This is a genomic window from Flexivirga sp. B27, from assembly GCF_052905685.1.
In genome coordinates, this window is the sequence record NZ_JBPYUM010000003.1 from 377,145 (window position 1) to 395,922 (window position 18,778).

The following is an 18,778-nucleotide window of genomic DNA, read 5'->3' on the forward strand; positions in this document are numbered from 1 at the left end:
CGCTAACGTCGGTGTACCGTCTACAGGTCTGTCATGGGCTCGGCCCAACTCAAGCAGGAGGATCGGGGCACGCCCCGCAGATTCATGAACTTCAAGCGCGTTCTTCGCAGCCCCGGGCTATGGGTGGTCCTGGTCGTGCTGATCGGGGTCCTCTGGCTCGCGGTCGGCAACGTCGGTGGCTACCAGAAAATCGACACCTCGCAGGCCGAGAAACTTGTCTCGAGCAAGCAGGTCGACACGGCCAAACTGACCCCCGACTCGATCAAGTTGACCCTGAAGGACCCGACCACGGTCGGGGACAAGAAGGGTCTGACCAAGGTCGAGGCCAACTACGTCGATCCACGCGGTGACCAACTGGTCAACCTGCTGGAGAAGAACCCGCCGTCCGGTGGCTACACCGACGATCCGGAGAAGCAGAGCGTCTGGCTCTCGATCCTGATCAGCATGGCGCCGTTCATCCTCTTCATCCTGATCTTCTGGTTCCTGATGACCCAGATGCAGGGCGGCGGATCGCGGGTCATGCAGTTCGGCAAGTCCAAGGCCAAGCTGGCCACCAAGGACATGCCGAAGGTCACCTTCGCCGATGTCGCCGGCGCGGACGAGGCGGTCGAGGAGCTCCACGAGATCAAGGAGTTCCTGCAGTCGCCGAAGAAGTTCCTCGACGTCGGTGCCAAGATCCCCAAGGGCGTGTTGCTCTACGGCCCGCCCGGCACCGGTAAGACCCTGCTCGCGCGCGCTGTGGCCGGCGAGGCGGGCGTGCCGTTCTACTCGATCTCCGGCTCGGACTTCGTGGAGATGTTCGTCGGTGTCGGTGCGAGCCGCGTCCGTGACCTCTTCGAGCAGGCCAAGGCCAACGCTCCGGCGATCATCTTCGTCGACGAGATCGACGCCGTCGGTCGGCACCGCGGTGCCGGTCTGGGTGGCGGCCACGACGAGCGTGAGCAGACCCTCAACCAGTTGCTGGTCGAGATGGACGGTTTCGACGTCAAGACCAACGTCATCCTGATCGCGGCGACCAACCGTCCCGATATTCTCGACCCGGCGCTGCTGCGTCCGGGCCGGTTCGACCGGCAGATCGCTGTTGAGGCCCCCGACATGGGCGGCCGGCACCACATCCTGCAGGTGCACTCCAAGGGCAAGCCGATGGCCAACGACATCGATCTGTTGCAGGTCGCGCGTCGCACGCCGGGCTTCTCCGGCGCCGACCTGGCCAACGTCCTCAACGAGGCCGCCCTGCTGACCGCGCGCTCCAACGCCCAGGTCATCGACAACCGGGCACTGGACGAGGCGATCGACCGCGTCATGGCCGGCCCGCAGAAGAAGACCCGGGTGATGAGCGCCAAGGAGCGCAAGATCACGGCATACCACGAGGGCGGGCACGCCCTGGTCGCCGCGGCGCTCAACCACACCGACCCGGTCAACAAGATCACCATCCTGCCGCGCGGCCGCGCCCTCGGTTACACCATGGTGTTGCCGGTCGACGACAAATACTCCACGACCCGCAACGAGCTGCTCGACCAGTTGGCCTACGCCCTCGGCGGGCGCGTTGCCGAGGAGATCGTCTTCCACGACCCGAGCACCGGCGCTGCCAACGACATCGAGAAGGCCACCGGCCTGGCTCGCAAGATGGTCACCCAGTTCGGTATGTCGGAGCGGGTCGGCGCGATCAAGCTCGGCTCCGGCAACTCCGAGGTCTTCCTCGGCCGCGACATGGGTCACGAGCGCGACTACTCCGAGGAGCTCGCGGGTGTCGTCGACGAAGAGGTGCGCCGGCTGATCGAGGCTGCCCACGACGAGGCCTGGTACGCCCTCAACGACAACCGCGACATCCTGGACAACCTGGTCCTGGAGCTGCTGGAGAAGGAAACGCTCAACGTCGAGCAGCTCGAGGTCGTCTTCAAGGACGTCCACAAGCGCCCGAAGCGCAAGATCTGGCTGTCCAGCGACCGGCGCAACGTCAGCGACCGGCCGCCGGTGCTGACCCCGGCCGAGCGCGAGGCGAAGGCCAAGGGCGTCGACCTGGAGAAGGAAGACAAGCAACAGGCCGGTCAGGTGCATCCGCCCGAGGCTGTTGTCGAGGTCCCGGACGGCGGGTATGTCGACCCCACCGAAGATTGACCTGGAGCGAGCAGCAGCCGCGGTGCGCGAGCTGCTGCTCGCACTGGGCGAGGACCCCGACCGCGAGGGTCTGAGGGACACTCCCGGCCGCGTCGCTCGCTCGTATGCCGAGACCTTCGCCGGCATGTGGCAGTCGCCGGAGGAGGCACTCAGTCGCACCTTCGACGTCGACCACTCCGAGCTGGTCATCGTCCGCGACATCGAGGTCTACTCCACCTGCGAGCACCACCTGGTGCCGTTCCACGGTCGCGCCCACGTCGGCTACATCCCGGCCGCCGACGGGCGCGTCACCGGGCTGTCCAAGATCGCCCGGCTGGTCGACGTCTTCGCCAAGCGACCGCAGGTCCAGGAGCGGCTGACCACCCAGATCGCCGACGCGCTGGTCGATCACCTGCACGCGCAGGGTGTGCTGGTCGTCGTGGAGTGCGAGCACCTGTGTATGTCGATGCGCGGTGTCCGCAAGCCGGGCGCCCTCACCATCACCTCGGCGGTGCGCGGTCAGCTGACCAACGCTGCGACCCGGGCCGAGGCGATGAGCCTGATCAACGCGCAGAGCCGGCGCTGATGACCGCGGCGGTGCGCCCCGTGTTGCCGCAGCGTCCGACCGATCGACCGCTGGTCATGGGCGTCGTCAACGTCACGCCCGACTCCTTCTCCGACGGCGGGCGCTATTTCGATGCGGCCGCCGCCGTCGCGCACGGGCAGCAGCTGGTCGCGCAGGGCGCCGACATCGTCGACATCGGTGGTGAGTCGACCCGGCCGGGCGCGGTGCGGCCGACCGTGGCGGAGGAGCTGGCGCGCGTCATACCCGTCGTGCAGGGGCTTGCCGACACCGACGCCTGGATCTCGGTGGACACCATGCGCGCCGAGGTCGCGCAGGCAGCGGTGGACGCCGGCGCCCGGATCATCAACGACGTGAGCGGCGGTCTGGCCGACCCGCAGATGGCGGCGGTCGCGGCGCGCACCGGCGCGGGCTTCGTGGTGATGCACTGGCGCGGGCACAGTCACGATATGCAGACCCGTGCGGTCTACGACGACGTCACTGCCGACGTATGCCGCGAGCTTGCCGACCAGGTCGGCGCCGCCCTCGACGCCGGTGTCGCGCGCGAGCAGATCGTCATCGACCCCGGTCTGGGTTTCGCCAAGACCGCTGAGCAGAATTGGGTTCTGCTGCAACATCTTTCGGCGCTGCAGGAGATGCAGCTGCCGGTGCTGGTCGGTGCGTCACGCAAGTCGTTCCTGTCCAAGGTCGGCAGCAAGGATGGCCGGCCGGTGCCGGCCGAGCAGCGCGACTTCGCGACCGCCGCCGTTTCGGTGGTGCTCGCGCAGGCAGAGGTCTGGGCGATCCGCGTGCACGACGTGCGCTCGACGTTCGCCGCCTGTGACGTCGTGAGACATCTGAAGGAAGCGAGTGACTCGTGAGCGACCGCATCACCCTCACCCGCCTCGCCGTGACCACCCCGCACGGTGTGCTGGCGCACGAGAAGCGTGAGCCGCAAAGGTTCTTCGTCGACATCACCATCGAGTGCGACGTGTCCCGCGCGGGGACGAGCGACGACCTGGACCACACCATCAGCTATGCCGAGATCGCGCAGGCCGCCGAGCAGATCATGCTGCAGCCGCCCGTCGACCTGATCGAGCACCTCGCCGAGCAGATCGCGGCGTCGGTGCTCGAGCGGGTCGCTGCCGAAGCCGTCGAGGTCACCGTGCACAAGCCGGATGCCCCCGCCGGAGTGGACTTCTCGTCGATCGGGCTGAGCGGCCCGTCGGTGTCCATCCGGCGCGAGCAGCACCGGCCAGTTGTGATCGCGCTCGGCGCCAACCTCGGCGACCGGGTGGCGACCCTCTCCGCGGCAGTGCGGGCGCTCGGGCGGGTCGAGGGCCTGCAGTTGATCGAGGTCAGCGGGCTCTACGAGACTGCGCCGGTCGGCGGTCCCGAGCAGCCCGACTACCTCAACGCCGTCGCCGTCGGTGAGACCCGGCTCGCGCCGTGGACCCTGCTCGACCGGCTGCACGAGATCGAGGCAGGACGCGGCCGCACCCGCGAGATCCGTTGGGGTGCACGCACCTTGGACCTCGACCTGATCCAGGTCGGCGACCCCGCAGCGGGCACCGAGCTGAGCCTCGACACCGACGAGCTCACCCTGCCGCACCCGCGCGCACACGAGCGGGCGTTCGTGCTCGCGCCGTGGCTGGCGGCGGACCCCCAGGCGCAGCTGCGGGTCGGCCGCAAGGTCGTCCCGGTCGCAGAGTTGTTGCGTGCGGGCGACACCAGCGGCATACACATCGGTCCGCAGTGGCGCCCACTATGAACACCCGTCTTGTGAGGACGTCGCTGTGAACGAGTCCGGCATCACCTGGCGGCACGCGGTCGGCGTGGGCGCCGTGCTGCTGCTGGTCTGCTACGGCGTGCTGCGCTGGACCACGTCGCACGGCCACAGCCTGCCGCACATGTCGTGGTTCCTGCTGGTGACGATCGTGCTGCTGTCGATCGCGGTGCTGGCCGCCGGCTGGGAGGTGCGCTCCTACCTGCACGGCACGTCGATCCGTCCGCCGTCCCCGCAGAAGGCCCGCCGCGCGTTGGTCGCCGCACAGGCGTGCGTGCTCGCGGGTGCGATGTTCGCCGGGTGGTTCGCGGCATACGCCCTGACCGAGCTCGGCCGCCTCGACGCCGGCAGTGCCCTTGGGGGGCTCGTCCAAGCGGTGGTGCTCTGCGTCGCGTCGATCGGTGCCGTCGTCGTCGGCCTGCTGGTGCAGAGCTGGTGTCGCATCCCCGATGACCCCGACGACCACGACTCTCCGGGCGGATCGCTGCGCGCCTGACCCGTCCGGTGCGCTTGACTGTATGTCGTGAGCGAACCCATCCTGCCCATGCCCGACGTCCCGCCCGGTTTCGTGGTCGGTGTCCCCGACACCCCTGACGTCGCGGACATCGTCGACCTGCTTGCGGCGCACCAGGTCGCGGCACACGGCATCAGCTCGGTGGACCCGGGGATGGTCGCGTCCAATGTCGCGGGTGTCGGCTCGTGGACCCGGCGGCAGGTGCTGGTGCGCGACGAGCACGGCGCCGCGATCGCGTGGGCCGTCGTGCACGACCGGGCGGCCGGGCGCACGGTCATTGATGTCACGGCGCTGCCCGCAGCGACCGATGCACTCGCGGCCGCTCTCTTCGACTGGGCGACTGTGGAGGCCCGCACGATGATGCGGGTCCGCGGGCTGTCGGTCACCCAGCTCGACTCCGGTGCGTATGCCGACGACGGCCGGCAACAACGCTGGCTGACGGCGGCCGGCTTCGGGCTCGCGCGGACCTGGCTGCAGATGAGCCGTCCGGTCACTGCGCAGGATGCCGACCTGCCCGCGCCGCGGCAGGGCGTCACGGTGCGGCCCATCGGCCTGCACGAGGACGGCACACCCGTCGCGGCGGACCTGCAAGCCGTGCACCTGGTGCTGGAGGAGTCCTTCGCCGACCACTTCAACTCCTACCGGGAGAGCTTCCCGGAGTTCGTGCAGCGGCTGCGCGAGGACCCCGGACACCGTTGGGACCACTGGTGGTTGGCCGAGGTCGAGGACAACGGCGCCCTGCTGCCCGGCGGTGCTGTCGTCGGGACGGTGCTGCCGCCGGACAGCCTGGGTGTGCCGGGCAGTTACATCGATTACATCGGGGTGCATCGCCGCTCGCGGGGCCGCGGCGTCGCGAAAGCGTTGCTGCACACCGTGATCCGCGATGCGCTCGAGTCCGGCAGCAACCGGGTCGGGCTCGAGGTGGACGCCGACTCACCGACCGGTGCGGACGGGCTCTACACCTCGATGGGTTGGGTGACGTCATACAAGACGGAGAGCTGGCACCGCGACCTGAGTTGAGTCCTTCGCGCCCCCATTCACCGAGCGGACACGAAGTGCACCGAGCGGACACGAAATTCGCGATTTGGAAGGGCGATTTTCGTGTCCGCTCGATGTGTTTGTGTCCGCTCGGTCGGAGGGTGCAGTCGGTCAGGAGGCGTCGTGGATCAGGCCGAACTGCGCGCCGGACGCATCGCGGACCACCGCGACCCGGCGGCCGTTGCCGACCTCCTTGGGGTCGTCCACGACCGCACCGCCGGCGTCGGTGATCAGCTCGATCGACGCCTCCATGTCGTCGACGTGCAGTTGCGGCACGACCGCCTGCGTGCCGGGGACGAGCCCGATGTGCTGGCCGTCGACCTCGAAACCGACGTAGTAGTCGGAGTCGGCGACCGGCTGCACACCGAGCAACTTGGTGTAGAGGTCGCGCGAGGCCGGCAGGTCGTTGGTCGGCAGCAGGATGGTCCGGAAGTTGCCCATGGTGAGTGTTCCTTCTGTTCGGTGATGTTGGTATGGCGCTGGTGCGCTGTTCTGATGACGAACCAGAGGACCGAAGTGTGACCGACCGGTGATTGCACCTGTGGTGGACTTACCCCATGGACGAGCAGACAGCCGCCTTCGAGACCGAGCGACCACGGCTGACGCGGATCGCCACCCGCCTGCTCGGAGACCACGCCGAGGCCGAGGACGTCGTGCAAAACACGTGGATCCGCCTGGCGCGCAACGAGACTCGCCTGGAGAACACTCCCGGTTGGCTGACCACGGTCACGACCCGACTGTGCCTCGACCGGCTGCGCAGCAAGCAGCCCGAGCTGCACGAGGATCTCGAAGTCGATGACACCGCACCCGACCCGGCCGACGACGTGCTGCTCGCGGACACGGTCGGCACCGCGTTGCAGGTGGTGCTCGACCGGCTCACGCCGTCGGAGCGCGTGGCGTTCGTGCTGCACGACAGCTTTGCCGTGGACTTCCCGACCGTCGCCACCATCCTGGACGTCTCACCGGTTGCGGCTCGCAAACTGGCCTCCCGGGCACGGCAGAAGGTGGCCGCCGGCGACAGCGCAGCGGCGGCGTCCGGGCCGACGAACCACGCCGCCGTCGTCGATGCGTTCCTGCACGCGGCCAAGGGCGGTGACCTGGAGACCCTCCTCGGGCTGCTCGCACCGGACGTCGTCCTCCAGGGCGCCGACGCCGCCGCGCTCGCGCTCGGCACCCAACGGCTGGTCGGCCGTGAGAAGGTCCTCGATCTGGTGAACGGCGGCATGAAGACGGCGTTCCCGGTGTATGTCGGTGATCAGCCCGCCCTCGCCTGGTTGCACCGTGGGGACTACAAGGTCGCGTTCGACCTCACGATCGAGGACGGCGTCATCCGGCGTATCGACTTGCGCGCCGATCCGCAGGTGCTTGCGACCGTGCGCAAGCGCTGATCAGCGACGCTTGCCGCGCATCCGCCGCGCCGAGCCGACGCCGAGCAGGGCCACGCCTGCGGCAGCGACTCCGGCGCCGACGAGCGCCGTCGTCGAGTCACCGTCGGAGGAACCACCGTCCGTGACGACGGGCGGCCCGGTCCGGGTGGTCGTGGCCGTCGACGTTGCTGTGGACGTCGACGTGGAAGTTGCTGTCGGCGTCGAGGTGGAGGTGGCGGTGGGCGTCGAGGTCGCAGTGGCAGTCGGCGTGCCGCTGGAGGTCTCCGAAGCAGCGGTCACCTGCACGCTGGCGATCGTCGCGTCCGCGTTGTCGGGCAGCGAGCACTCGATCTGGATGGGCACGCCGGCATCGGTGGTCAGGTCGGCTGTGAGGTCGCCGGCCGCGACGGTGGCGGTGCCGGGCTCGGCCGCTGCGGTCTCGTCAGCCGCGGTGCCGGTGGCAGTCGTGGTGACCGGGCCGGTCGCAGGCATCGTCGTGGTGTCGACGGTCAGCTCGGCCGAGCGGTCGCCCGGCGTGGTGACGGCGCCGCTGACGGCATACGACAGCTTCGCCGAGCCGGACCACGAGCCGACTCCCAGCGCGCGGAACTGGATGGCTGCGTCGTCGCCGAGCGTCACGTCCGCGTTGAGGTATGTCGTGTGCAGCGCCGCGCCGGCGGCGACGCTCGTGGGGTAGTCGGTCTCGACATCGACGGTCCACGGGTCGGTGAACGTCAGCCCGATCGCCGGGGCCGAGCAGCTGTAGGAGAGCTCGGTCGTCGTGGCCGCGTGGGCAGGGCTGCTGGTGAATGCTACGCCGCACAACGTCAGGCCGGTCGCCAGTCCGAGCGCGCCGCACGCAGTGAGTGCGCGCGACGGTCCGACCCGTCGGCTGGTTGCCTGTCGGCTGTCGGTCGATCCGCTCATCGTGGCTCCTAGCTCACCGCACCGCGCCAGACGCAGTGTCCGGATCAACCTTGACCCCTCGGCGCAGGCGCTGCAACCGGATCGGCGAATCCCATTGGGTGGTGGGGCCGGTGACAAGCTGTCGGTGCATCGGCGACGAAGCCTCGTGCAGGCCACCGTACGATCGTGTCGTCCCTGCGCGGGACGCCTTTGCGTCATACCTCTTCACCTGCACCCAGGAGCCACTCGATGAGCCACGCCACTGACTTCCTGCACCAGACCAACCGCCGACTGGAGCGCATCGCCGCGCTGGCCGAGGAGGGTGGACTGGACGCCGCGATCGGCCTGTTCGCCGACGCCATCGGGGCCGGCGGCATCGTGCACGTCTTCGGCACCGGGCACTCCGAGGCGTTCGCGATGGAGGTCGCCGGGCGGGCCGGTGGGCTGATCCCGACCAACAAGATCGCGCTGCGCGACCTGGTGCTGCGCGGCGGCGAAGACCGGGAGTTGCTGGGCAGCAGCCTGCTCGAGCGCGATCCGCAGGTCGCGGAGAAGTTGTGGGCGCTGGTGCCGGCCAAGCCCGGTGACCTGATCGTCATCGCGTCCAACTCGGGTGTGAACGGCTCGATCGTCGGCTTCGCGCTGCAGGCCAAGGAGCACGGCTATCCGGTTATCGCCGTTACCAGCATGGAGCACACCGCAGCCGTGGAGCCCAAGCACCCGAGCGGGAAGCGCCTGTCCGAGATCGCCGACGTGGTCATCGACAACCTCGCGCCATACGGGGACTCGACGCTGGAGGTCGAGGGCTACGGCTGTGGCGCTGTGTCCTCGCTGACCGCCGCGTTCATCGCGCAACTGCTGACGATCGGCACCATCGAGAAGCTCGCAGCATCCGGCGAACCGCCGGTCTACATCTCCGCCAACGTCCCCGGCGGCCACGAGCGCAACCAGAAGCTCGAGGACGTGTATGGCGACAGGCTGATCCGCGGGGCGTGACCCGACCGTAAACCTCGACGGTCGAAGGTTAAGCGCGCGTGCGTGCGGTTTTGGTGGCCACAACCTTCGACGGTTGAAGGTTAGGTATGCCGCGGGGCGCCCTACTTGTCGATGTCACCCACGACGAAGAACATCGACCCGAGGATCGCCACCATGTCCGACAGCAGGTTGCCCGGCAGTAACTCGGCCAGCACCTGGATGTTGTTGAACGACGCCGACCGCAGCTTCAACCGCCACGGCGTCTTCTCGCCGCGCGACACCAGGTAATAACCGTTGAACCCAAGCGGGTTCTCGGTCGCCAGATAGTCGGTGCCCTCGGGGACCTTGAGCACCTTCGGCAGCTTGACGTTGACGGGTCCCGGGCCGAGCGCACCGAGCCGCTCCACGCACGCGTCGGCGATGTCGAGCGAGATGTGCACCTGCTCCAGCAGCACCTCGAGCCGGGCCAGCGAGTCGCCCTCGGTCCGGGTCGCCACCCGCCCGGGGCCGCCGGGAGCGAAGAGCTCGGCGTAGTTGAGGTAGGGCTGGTCCCGCCGCAGGTCGATGTCGACGCCGGACGCGCGGGCGATCGGCCCTGAGATCCCGTATGCCGCAACGGTTTTCGCGTCGATCACGCCAACCCCACGAGTCCGCGCGTGCAGGATCTCGTTGCCGATGAGCAGGCTCTCCAGGTCCGGCATACGGCCGCGGACAAGCGCAACGGTGTCCCGCACGCGGCCCAACCAACCGGCCGGCAGATCCTCGTGCAGGCCGCCGACCCGCCCGAACATGTAGTGCATCCGCCCACCGGAGATCTCCTCCATGACGTTCTGCAGGTCCTCGCGCTCGCGGAACGAGTAGAAGATCGGTGTGATCGCACCGAGCTCCAACGGGTAGGAGCCGAGGAACATCAGGTGGTTGAGCACCCGGTTGAGCTCGGCGAGCAGCGTGCGGGTCCAGGTGGCGCGCTCGGGCACGTCCATGCCGAGCATCCGCTCGACGACGAGGGCGACGCCGATCTCGTTGCTGAATGCTGACAGCCAGTCGTGCCGGTTGGCCAGCACCATGATCTGACGGTAGTCGCGGACCTCGAAGAGCTTCTCCGCGCCGCGGTGCATGTAGCCGACGATCGGCTCGGCCGACTTGATGCGCTCGCCGTCGAGGGTGATGCGCAGTCGCAGCACGCCGTGGGTGGCCGGATGCTGCGGGCCGATGTTGAGCACCATGTCGGCGGTCGCGAGACCACCGGCGCCGACTCCGACGGTGAGCTCGCGTTCTGGCATGGGGGTAAGTCTGCCAAACCCGCGCCCGACCACGCCGCAACCTCGACCGAGAGGAGCACCAAACGACTGAGAGGCGTACTAAATCAGCCCGATTTAGTACGCCTCTCGGTCACCTGGTCGTCCTCTCGATCAGGGGCGGGGGCGCAACTCGCCGAGCCGGACGAGCACGACGCCGCCGACGATGAGCACCCCACCCAGCAGCTGTATGACGAGGGGCAGCTGCCCCAGGAGGAGCCACGCGAACAGGACGGAGAACATCACCTCGGACAGCGCGACGAACGAGGCGACCGTCTGTCCCAGGCCGCGCGCGGCGACGACACCCGTGGAGTAGGCGAACGCCGTGGCGATTACCGCGAGTGCGCCGAGCGGCACCCAGAAGGGCAACTGGGCTCCGGCGAAGGTCGTGTCGTTGGTGGTGGCGTGCATGGGCAGCGCGCCGACGACGCCGAGCGCAACGAGGAAGAGCGCGCCCGCCGCCATACCGACACCGGTCAGCGCGAGCGGAGGCAGGTCAGGGTCGGCGCGGCCTGCGATGACGAAATAGCCGGCCGACCCGAGCGCCGCACCGAGTCCCCACAGGACACCGGTGAGCGACAGGTGCGCGTCACCGAAGACGTCCAGGACCAGCGCGAGCCCGCCGATGCACACGACGGTGCCGACGATGGTCGGTGTCGCCGGCCGACGGCGGGTCCAGGCCCAGAAGCCGAGGACGAGCAGCACCGGCGACATGTATTCGAGCATCAGCGCCACGCCGACGGACAGGTGCTGGACGGCATAGAAGTAGGCGAGCTGACAGCCGGCGACACCGGTGAGGCCGTAGAGCGCAATGGGTAATGCCTTGCGCCGCAACAGACTCCAGCGACCGCGCAAGGACCAGATCGTCGGCGGTGCGAGCACCAGCGCGGCCAGCGCGATGCGCGCGGTGACCGCGGCGCCGGGTGACCATCCCGCGTGCAGCAGCGCGGTGGCGAAACTGCCAGATGTGCTGAAGGCAGCAGCCGAGATCAGCGCGATGCCGATCATCCCGACGCCCGGGCCAACGCCATGCCCAACTCGTCGCGCACCGACCGGCAGATCCGGCTCGGTGGGAACGACTTGGGTCGTCAGAGCGTCGGTGGTCAATGTGGAGCTCCTCGGCGAAGTACGGAGATGTCATGAGTCAACGACGTGTTTGCTCATGACAACCAGACGATCGTAGAGTGCGCCGCAGACAGGAGTCAAAATGCTTTTTGCCCATGACACGGAAGTGGCGCTGACCGATGCCGCGGCGTTGGTGAACACCGCGCTGGAGGACCCGGACCCGCTGCAGACCCGGGCGTCATACCTGGAGTTCGTCCGCGGGCGGGAGTGGAGCGGGTCGATCAGCGGCAACCCCGCCGAGCGTGAAGCGGTGATGGCGCTGCGGCCGACCTTCCGCGACCTGTGGTCGCGCGACGAGGCCGGCGTGGTCGAGCGCGTCAACCTGCTGCTGCGGCAGGAGTCCGCCTTGCCGCAGCTGGTGAAGCACGGCGACTGGGACTGGCACCTGCACGCGACCCCCGACGACTCACCGCTCGCCTCGCGGTGGAGCGTCGAGACGGCGATGGCGCTGGTGGACCTGGTGCGCGCCGGGGAGTTGCGCAGGTTGCGCCGGTGCGCCGCACCGGACTGCGACGGCGTGCTCGTCGACCTGTCGCGCAATCGCTCGAAACGCTATTGCGAGATGGGCTGCGGAAATCGGCTCAATGTCGCGGCATACCGGGCTCGGCGGACATCGCGGGGCACGGTTTCGCCGAAAGGTAATCTGCAGCCGTGAGCAACCAAGGGGATGGTCGGGCGCCGCAGGGTGAGGGGGCTCCAGGGGGACGCCTCCTCGGCGTCGACCAGGAGTTGCCTGCCACACAACTGGACGAGATCATTTCCACCTTCCGACCCACAGACTGAGCCAGATGCCCGATGCGCCGCAGACGGTCCGAACGACGAGATAGGTAGCCTTTCAGCCGTGAGTGATCAAGGGAACGGTCAGGGGCCGCAGCAGCCGGACCCGCAGGACGGGCAGGGGCCCGGGCGTCCGCCCGGCCAGCAGCCGCCCGACGACACCACCGGCCACCGACTGCCCGGTGGCAACACCGGTGGCCAGTCGCAGACCGGCGGCCAACCGCAGGGGCCGCAGGGGCAGGGGCAGGGGCAGGGGCAGCCGCAGACCGGCGGCCAGCCGACGGGTCCGCAGGGACCTCCGTCCGGCGGTCAGCCGACACAAGGGCAGGGGCCCTACACCGGCGGTCAGCCGACGGGTCCGCAAGGCCCGGGCACTGGTGGGCAGCAACAGCCGTGGAGCGGTGGCCAGCAGCAGCAACCCTGGAGCGGTGGGCAGCAGCCCTGGAGTGGCAACCAGCCCCCGTGGGACAGCGGTGGCCAGGGCGCCCAGCCGCCGTCGTGGTCGACCGGCCAGACCGGGCCCAACGTCGGTCCGACGATGAACAACCCGCAGAGCTCCTACTACGACCGCTTCTCCGAGGCGTCGGGCGAGGGCGTGCGCATCCCGGCCGACGGCGGCGGTGGTGGTAGCCGCGGCAAGGTGCTGATCGGACTCGCGGCGGCACTGGTGCTGATCGTGGCGGCCGTGGGGATCTTCGCATTCACCCGCGGTGACGACTCACCGAAGGAAGCCGGCGGGTCGAAGTCGACCAGTAAGCTGCCGCCGGTCAAGGCCACGACCTGGACCAACCCGACACTCGCCGTCGGCGCCCGTGCGCTGAAGAGTGGCTGGCAGGCGCAGCAGGCCAACGACGACCGGGGTGTCTTCGACGTCCCGAAGACCAAGGACTGGAAGCTCGACAGCAGTGACACGCTGCGCGGCTACGCCAACCCGTCGGGCAAGGAGCGCATCGTCGCCCGCGCTCCGGCGGAGTTCGGGGTCGGATACTGCTCGGCCGACAAGGACTCCAACTCCGCGTGGCTCGGTCTGGTCAACGTCGGCAAGCGGGACCCGTCGGACGCCGGGCCGGATGTCGCCCAGCGGTTCGCCGACATCATTGCCGAGAAGAAGGACGGCTCCAAGGCCAAACAGGGCAAGATGTCCGACCCCAAGTCGATCAAGGTCAACCAGGGCACGATCCCGGCGCTGCAATACACCATCACCACTGCCGTGGGTGAGCCCGACGACTGCGACAAGGGCAAGGACCTCGAGATCCGGACGGTGACCTTCTCCTCGGGCGGCAGGACCTATCAGTTGGTTTCGGTCCGCGTGGTGGACGGCAAGAAGGAGCTGCCGGCCAAGACCCTGGACGAGATCTTCTCGACCTTCCGGCCGAGCAACTGAGCGTCCCGGCGCTCAGCGCCCGACCGGGCCGATCGACCACCAGAAGTCGCCGAGGCCGCCGGGCGCGGTGAGCTGCGCGTAGCTGCCGCGGTCCGCCAGCGCCTGCAGGTATGCCGGTGGGTCCTGGCTCGCCAGCTCGATCGGCGGGGGGCCGGTGTGCAGCCCCAGCCGGTCGAAAAGCGTGCTCTGGCGCACCAGTTCGCGGGATTCGCGTGCGTCCAGGGTGTCCATCGCCACGTGCGCGGTGATGTCGGTGCTGCCGTCGGGCACGGGCGAGCACTGTGCGCCGTGCCGATAACCGGTCAACGTCCCGCGTCTCGGGCGGCTGTCCCTCAGGTGCCCGTAGTCGACGACCACGAGCAGGCCGTTGTCGATGCGCGAACGGAGCGCTCTGTATGCCGCATCGCGGCTCTCGCCGATCTCCGCGCGGGCACCGATCAGGCCGTCGGACGGCCAATTCGATTGCAACCACTGCAGTTCCGCGCCCGCGACCGGGCCACCGAGGCGTTCCACGCCGGTGGGGTCGACCTCGACGGTGCGCCATACGGCGCCGTCATACTCCGCGACGGTGCAGGGCACGACGTCGAGCCACTCGTGCGCGACGACGAGGGTGTCCCGCACGCCCGCGAGTGCGTCGGGCAGGTCGGCACCGCCGGGGGACGTCAGCCAGTCGATCGGCTCTGGCAGGTCGGCCGGTCGCTCGACGACATCGACTCCGGTCAGCTGCAGCGTCGGCGCGACAGCCGACACTTCGGTGAGGAGTTCGCCGCGACCGGCGCCCACGTCGATCAGTCGTTGGCATCCGGCATTTTCGGCGAGTATGGCGACTGCTCTGGCCAGCAACCGCCCACCGCCGGGGATGCCCTGTGCCGAGGTAGCGAAATGCCCGGCCGGCCCGTCGGCCTGCCGATAGAAGCCGTCGGGCCCGTAGAGCGCGTCGTGCCACGCCGTTCGCCAGGACTGCCATGTCACGGCAGTCACAGTAGACGGACCGTGCGCGCGGTCCGGGCGGGCGTTGGACTAGCGTCGTGCGGGTGAGTCAACTGCAGCGGCCGACCCTGCGCGTGGGCATCGTCGGTGTCGGGCGGGTCGGATCGGTCCTCGGTGCGGCGCTGCGCGCAGCGGGGCACGACGTCGTCGCGGCGAGTGCTGTCAGCGAGGCATCACGGCACCGCGCGCAGACCATGCTGCCGGGGGTCCCGTTGCGTGACGTGCCGGACGTCGTTGCTGCTGCGGACGTGCTGCTGCTGACCGTGCCTGATGACGAGATCGGTCCTCTGGTGGCCGGCCTTGCCGCACAGGATGCCTGGACCGGTGGCCGACTGGCGGTGCACACCAGTGGTTTTCGTGGTCTCGACGTGCTGCAGCCGGTCGTCGACGCCGGGGGTGACGCGGTCGTGCTGCACCCGGTGATGACGTTCACCGGCGAGCCTGCGGACGTTCAGCGCATCGTGGGCACTCCGATTGCGGTGACGGCGTCGATGGGCGCCGACCTGGTTGCCGACGCCCTCGCACTCGACCTGGGCGGCGAGCCCTTCCGGCTGGCCGACGAGGACCGCGCGACCTATCACGCGGCGCTCGCACATGCGGCCAACCACCTGACGACGATCGTCGCGCAGTCGGGCCAATTGCTACGCGGCATCGGCGTCGAGGACCCAGAGCGGCTGCTGCGGCCGCTGCTCGAAGCCGCCCTGGAGAACAGCCTGCAGCGCGGCGATCGGGCGCTCACCGGACCCGTTGTGCGTGGCGACGTCGGCACCGTCGCCGCACACCTGGCTGCGCTCGAGGGGCAGCCTGCCGACATACTGCGTGCCTACCGGGCGCTCGCGACCGCGACGACCGAGCGCGCGGCGACCAGACGGGCGATGCCCGCGGAAGCCGTGCAACCCATGCTCGACCTGCTTGCCACGAAAGAGGACCGATGACTGACACGGTGGTTGCCCACACCCGGGAAGAACTCCAGCCGGCGCGCAGCTCGTTGCAGGGGACGGTCGCCACCGTCATGACGATGGGCGCGCTGCACGAGGGACACGCTGAACTCATCCGCACCGCAAGGGAATCCGCGGATCACGTGGTCGTGACGATCTTCCTCAACCCGTTGCAGTTCGCAGCCGGCGAGGACCTGTCGCGCTACCCGCAGACCTTCGACGACGACCTGCGCATCTGTGAGCGCGAAGGCGTCTCGGTCGTGTTCGCACCCTCACCGGATGTCGTTTATCCGCAAGGCGAGCCGGGCGTGCGGGTGTCCGCAGGCAAGCTCGGTGAGGTGCTCGAAGGTGCTTCCCGGCCCGGGCACTTCGACGGTGTGCTCACCGTGGTGGCGAAGATGCTGCACCTGGTGCGCCCCGACTTCGCCTTCTACGGGCAGAAGGATGCCCAGCAGTTGCTGTTGATCCGACGCATGGTGCAGGACCTCGACTTCCCGGTCGAGGTCGTCGCCGTCCCGACGGTCCGGGAGCACGACGACCTCGCGCTGAGCAGTCGCAACACCTACTTGAGCCCGGCGGATCGTGAAGTGGCACTGAGTCTTTCGCGTGCATTGAACGCCGGCGCCGAGCAGGTCGACGCCGGCCCGGCGGCGGTGCGCCGCGCAGCCCGCGACGTGTTGGTCAAGGAGCCGCTGGCGCTGGTCGACTACCTGGTGCTGGTGCATCCGGAGACGCTCGAGCAGGTGCCGGAGTGGTATCGCGGGCCGGCGCTGCTCGCGGTCGCCGCGAAGGTCGGCACCACCCGGCTGATCGACAACCTGCCCTTGGAGTTCGGGGTGGGCGCGGACGCCTGACGGTCGAAGGCCGAGTGGCGTCCGACATGTCGTTTTTCCGCTAGTCATTGTCGGCGCCGCGGAGCAGACTGGTCCGGTGCTCACCGATCCGCAGACGTGTATGGCGGCCGTCCGCTCTCGGGACGCCCGCTTCGACGGCTGGTTCGTGACGGCGGTCCGCACCACCGGCATCTATTGCCGGCCGAGTTGCCCCGCGACACCGCCGAAGGCACGCAACATCACCTTCTATCCGAGTGCTGCTGCCGCGCAGGCACAGGGTTTCCGCGCCTGCAAACGGTGTCGCCCGGACGCGAGTCCCGGCTCGCCGGAGTGGAATGCGCGTGCCGACCTGGTGGCACGTGCCATGCGACTGATCGCCGATGGTGTCGTCGACCGGGACGGCGTCGATGGCCTGAGTCGACGACTGGGCTACAGCACCCGGCAGGTCGAGCGGCAGCTGCGAGCCGAGCTCGGCGCGCCGCCGCTCGCGCTCGCCCGGGCACAACGCGCACAGACCGCCCGGATCCTGATCGAGACCACGACGCTCCCGCTGACCCAGGTCGCGCACGCCGCCGGCTTCGGCAGCATTCGCGCGTTCAACGACACGATCCGAGCGGTCTTCGCTCAGGCGCCGCGCGAATTGCGCTCCAAATCAAGGGTTTCCGACGTCGGAGTTGATGTGGGTGGTGCCTGGCACCACCTGCAGCTCCGGCTGCCGTTCCGTCGACCGTTGTGCGTCGACAACCTCTTCGGACATCTCGTCGCGACCGCCGTGCCCGGTGTGGAGGAGTGGCGTGACGGCGCCTACCGACGCACGATGCGCCTGCCGCACGGCCCGGCGGTGGTGGCGTTGCGCCCGGCCGACGGCTACGTCGCGGCCCGGGTCTGGCTGCGGGATCTCGCCGACCTCCCGGTCGCGATCAGCCGCAGCCGGTGGTTGCTCGACCTCGACGCCGACCCCGAGGCGATCGACGCGCACCTGGCGACCGACGAGTGCCTCGAGCCGATGGTGCGTGCGGTGCCGGGTCGCCGCGTGCCGCGCACTGTCGACGGTGCCGAGCTCGCGCTGCGGCTGGTGATCGGGCAGCAGATCTCCACCCGAGCGGCCCGCACCCACACGGCCCGGCTCGTCGAGGCGTATGGCGCGCCGGTCGACGATCCGGACGGCGGTCTGACGGCGATGTTCCCGGAGCCGGCGGCGCTGGCGGCTGCCTCCGACGAGACGCTCGCGATGCCGCGCAGCAGACGCGACACGTTGCGGGGGCTGGCTGCGGCGCTGGCTGACGGCGAGATCGATGTGTCGCCCAGCGCGGATCAAGACCGCACGCGGCAGCAGCTGCTCGCGCTGCCCGGCATCGGACCGTGGACGGTCGAGGGTGTCGCCATGCGCGCCCTCGGCGACCCGGACGCGTTCCTGGCCACCGATCTCGGTGTGCGACAAGCGATGTCGCGACTCGGGCTGCCCGACAGCGGTCGCGCGCAGCAGGCCCGCGCGGAGCCGTGGCGGCCCTGGCGCGCCCACGCCATACAACATCTGTGGGCGAGTGGCCCGCACGAGATCAACCAGCTTCCCGGCGACGAAGGAGCCCAGCATGAGTGACCGCACGGAGCACCCGGATGCCGACGACCGTGGTCGGCGGCACGCGGTCGTGGAGCCCACACCGATCGGCCCGGTCACGGTCCTCGCCGACGGTGCACAGATCGTCGGGCTCTACATGCAGACCTACGCCCACGGCGCCGACCCGTCCGAATACGGCCCCCGTGTCGACTGCCAGGGGGATGGGCCGGCGACTGATCCGTTGCTGGCCGAGGCCGCACGACAACTCACGCAATACTTCGCCGGCGACCGGACCGAATTCGACCTGCCGCTGCGACTGCAGGGCACCGATTTCCAGCAGCGTGTATGGCGCGCACTGTGCGACATACCGTTCGGTGCGACGTGGAGCTACGGCGAGCTTGCCGCGCACATCGGCAGCCCCACAGCCAGTCGCGCAGTCGGGCTGGCCAACGGGCGCAACCCGATCTCGATCATCGTCCCGTGTCATCGGGTGATCGGCGCCGACGGCAGCCTGACCGGATATGGCGGCGGCATCGAGCGCAAGCGGTGGTTGCTGGCGCACGAACGGGGTCCGCAGGAGGTCCAGCAGCAACTCTTCTAGCGGAGCCACGGCACGCGCAGCGGGCCCGA

General features: G+C 69.2%; 18 protein-coding genes and 1 pseudogene. 14 read left to right on the plus strand and 5 right to left on the minus strand.

The window, feature by feature from the left end; translation table 11 throughout:
• Positions 1-84 precede the first annotated feature (84 nt).
• From ftsH to ACSZL9_RS14155, 6 genes are read left to right on the plus strand one after another with little or no spacing between them, the layout of a single operon-like run.
• Positions 85-2,118: an ATP-dependent zinc metalloprotease FtsH gene (ftsH, locus tag ACSZL9_RS14130; RefSeq protein ID WP_446666370.1), complete on the plus strand. Its 2,034-nt coding sequence runs from the start codon at positions 85-87 to the stop codon at positions 2,116-2,118.
• On the plus strand, positions 2,096-2,683 hold the full coding sequence (gene folE, locus ACSZL9_RS14135) for a GTP cyclohydrolase I FolE (protein ID WP_446666145.1): 588 nt from the start codon (positions 2,096-2,098) through the stop codon (positions 2,681-2,683). The genes ftsH and folE overlap by 23 nt, the downstream gene beginning before the upstream one ends.
• A complete protein-coding gene (gene folP / locus ACSZL9_RS14140; protein WP_446666146.1) occupies positions 2,683-3,540 on the plus strand; it encodes a dihydropteroate synthase in 858 nt (285 codons plus the stop codon). The genes folE and folP overlap by 1 nt, the downstream gene beginning before the upstream one ends.
• Positions 3,537-4,430, plus strand: a complete 894-nt coding sequence (folK, locus tag ACSZL9_RS14145) for a 2-amino-4-hydroxy-6-hydroxymethyldihydropteridine diphosphokinase (protein ID WP_446666147.1) — start codon at positions 3,537-3,539, stop codon at positions 4,428-4,430. The genes folP and folK overlap by 4 nt, the downstream gene beginning before the upstream one ends.
• Before the next feature lie 25 nt (positions 4,431-4,455).
• Entirely contained in the window at positions 4,456-4,941 is a 486-nt protein-coding gene (locus ACSZL9_RS14150; protein WP_446666148.1) for a DUF3180 domain-containing protein, read from the plus strand.
• Between the two features lie 27 nt (positions 4,942-4,968).
• Entirely contained in the window at positions 4,969-5,979 is a 1,011-nt protein-coding gene (locus tag ACSZL9_RS14155; RefSeq protein WP_446666149.1) for a GNAT family N-acetyltransferase, read from the plus strand.
• A gap of 129 nt (positions 5,980-6,108) precedes the next feature.
• Here ACSZL9_RS14155 and ACSZL9_RS14160 read toward each other — a convergent pair whose 3' ends face one another.
• Positions 6,109-6,438, minus strand: coding sequence for a VOC family protein (locus ACSZL9_RS14160; RefSeq protein WP_446666150.1), 330 nt, complete (start codon positions 6,436-6,438; stop codon positions 6,109-6,111).
• Between the two features lie 116 nt (positions 6,439-6,554).
• Here ACSZL9_RS14160 and ACSZL9_RS14165 point away from each other — a divergent pair, with 116 nt between their 5' ends.
• On the plus strand, positions 6,555-7,385 hold the full coding sequence (locus ACSZL9_RS14165; RefSeq protein WP_446666151.1) for a sigma-70 family RNA polymerase sigma factor: 831 nt from the start codon (positions 6,555-6,557) through the stop codon (positions 7,383-7,385).
• On the opposite strand, the gene ACSZL9_RS14170 is transcribed toward ACSZL9_RS14165, so the two are convergent.
• Entirely contained in the window at positions 7,386-8,291 is a 906-nt protein-coding gene (locus ACSZL9_RS14170) for a DUF6801 domain-containing protein (protein WP_446666152.1), read from the minus strand.
• A gap of 228 nt (positions 8,292-8,519) precedes the next feature.
• Here ACSZL9_RS14170 and ACSZL9_RS14175 point away from each other — a divergent pair, with 228 nt between their 5' ends.
• Entirely contained in the window at positions 8,520-9,266 is a 747-nt protein-coding gene (locus ACSZL9_RS14175) for a sugar isomerase domain-containing protein (RefSeq protein WP_446666153.1), read from the plus strand.
• Positions 9,267-9,367: 101 nt separating this feature from the next.
• On the opposite strand, the gene ACSZL9_RS14180 is transcribed toward ACSZL9_RS14175, so the two are convergent.
• Both ACSZL9_RS14180 and ACSZL9_RS14185 read right to left on the minus strand, forming a co-directional pair.
• A complete protein-coding gene (locus ACSZL9_RS14180; protein WP_446666154.1) occupies positions 9,368-10,528 on the minus strand; it encodes an NADH-quinone oxidoreductase subunit D in 1,161 nt (386 codons plus the stop codon).
• 129 nt (positions 10,529-10,657) lie between these two features.
• A complete protein-coding gene (locus ACSZL9_RS14185) occupies positions 10,658-11,650 on the minus strand; it encodes an EamA family transporter (RefSeq protein WP_446666155.1) in 993 nt (330 codons plus the stop codon).
• Positions 11,651-11,750: 100 nt separating this feature from the next.
• On the opposite strand from ACSZL9_RS14185, the gene ACSZL9_RS14190 reads away from it, so the two are divergent.
• Together ACSZL9_RS14190 and ACSZL9_RS14195 are read left to right on the plus strand one after the other, a co-directional pair.
• A complete protein-coding gene (locus tag ACSZL9_RS14190; protein WP_446666156.1) occupies positions 11,751-12,323 on the plus strand; it encodes a CGNR zinc finger domain-containing protein in 573 nt (190 codons plus the stop codon).
• Between the two features lie 186 nt (positions 12,324-12,509).
• Positions 12,510-13,829, plus strand: a complete 1,320-nt coding sequence (locus ACSZL9_RS14195; protein ID WP_446666157.1) for a hypothetical protein — start codon at positions 12,510-12,512, stop codon at positions 13,827-13,829.
• Between the two features lie 12 nt (positions 13,830-13,841).
• On the opposite strand, the gene ACSZL9_RS14200 is transcribed toward ACSZL9_RS14195, so the two are convergent.
• Positions 13,842-14,801, minus strand: a complete 960-nt coding sequence (locus ACSZL9_RS14200; protein WP_446666158.1) for an SAM-dependent methyltransferase — start codon at positions 14,799-14,801, stop codon at positions 13,842-13,844.
• A gap of 50 nt (positions 14,802-14,851) precedes the next feature.
• Between ACSZL9_RS14200 and ACSZL9_RS14205 the strand changes: the two are divergent.
• The 4 genes and pseudogenes from ACSZL9_RS14205 to ACSZL9_RS14220 form a co-directional block, all read left to right on the plus strand.
• Positions 14,852-15,754 (plus strand): annotated as a pseudogene (locus ACSZL9_RS14205) (Rossmann-like and DUF2520 domain-containing protein); the annotation flags it as partial.
• A complete protein-coding gene (gene panC / locus ACSZL9_RS14210; protein ID WP_446666159.1) occupies positions 15,751-16,611 on the plus strand; it encodes a pantoate--beta-alanine ligase in 861 nt (286 codons plus the stop codon). The pseudogene ACSZL9_RS14205 and the gene panC, both read left to right, overlap by 4 nt.
• 76 nt (positions 16,612-16,687) lie before the next feature.
• Positions 16,688-18,190, plus strand: coding sequence for an AlkA N-terminal domain-containing protein (locus tag ACSZL9_RS14215; RefSeq protein ID WP_446666160.1), 1,503 nt, complete (start codon positions 16,688-16,690; stop codon positions 18,188-18,190).
• A complete protein-coding gene (locus tag ACSZL9_RS14220; RefSeq protein ID WP_446666161.1) occupies positions 18,183-18,749 on the plus strand; it encodes a methylated-DNA--[protein]-cysteine S-methyltransferase in 567 nt (188 codons plus the stop codon). The genes ACSZL9_RS14215 and ACSZL9_RS14220 overlap by 8 nt, the downstream gene beginning before the upstream one ends.
• Positions 18,750-18,778: the final 29 nt, after the last annotated feature.

Coding starts and splice junctions, on each gene's coding strand:
- ftsH (WP_446666370.1), top strand. CDS start 85: ATGAACTTCAAGCGCGTTCTTCGCAGCCCCGGGCTATGGGTGGTCCTG.
- folE (WP_446666145.1), top strand. CDS start 2,096: ATGTCGACCCCACCGAAGATTGACCTGGAGCGAGCAGCAGCCGCGGTG.
- folP (WP_446666146.1), top strand. CDS start 2,683: ATGACCGCGGCGGTGCGCCCCGTGTTGCCGCAGCGTCCGACCGATCGA.
- ACSZL9_RS14160 (WP_446666150.1), bottom strand. CDS start 6,438: ATGGGCAACTTCCGGACCATCCTGCTGCCGACCAACGACCTGCCGGCC.
- ACSZL9_RS14165 (WP_446666151.1), top strand. CDS start 6,555: ATGGACGAGCAGACAGCCGCCTTCGAGACCGAGCGACCACGGCTGACG.
- ACSZL9_RS14170 (WP_446666152.1), bottom strand. CDS start 8,291: ATGAGCGGATCGACCGACAGCCGACAGGCAACCAGCCGACGGGTCGGA.
- ACSZL9_RS14175 (WP_446666153.1), top strand. CDS start 8,520: ATGAGCCACGCCACTGACTTCCTGCACCAGACCAACCGCCGACTGGAG.
- ACSZL9_RS14180 (WP_446666154.1), bottom strand. CDS start 10,528: ATGCCAGAACGCGAGCTCACCGTCGGAGTCGGCGCCGGTGGTCTCGCG.
- ACSZL9_RS14190 (WP_446666156.1), top strand. CDS start 11,751: ATGCTTTTTGCCCATGACACGGAAGTGGCGCTGACCGATGCCGCGGCG.
- panC (WP_446666159.1), top strand. CDS start 15,751: ATGACTGACACGGTGGTTGCCCACACCCGGGAAGAACTCCAGCCGGCG.
- ACSZL9_RS14220 (WP_446666161.1), top strand. CDS start 18,183: ATGAGTGACCGCACGGAGCACCCGGATGCCGACGACCGTGGTCGGCGG.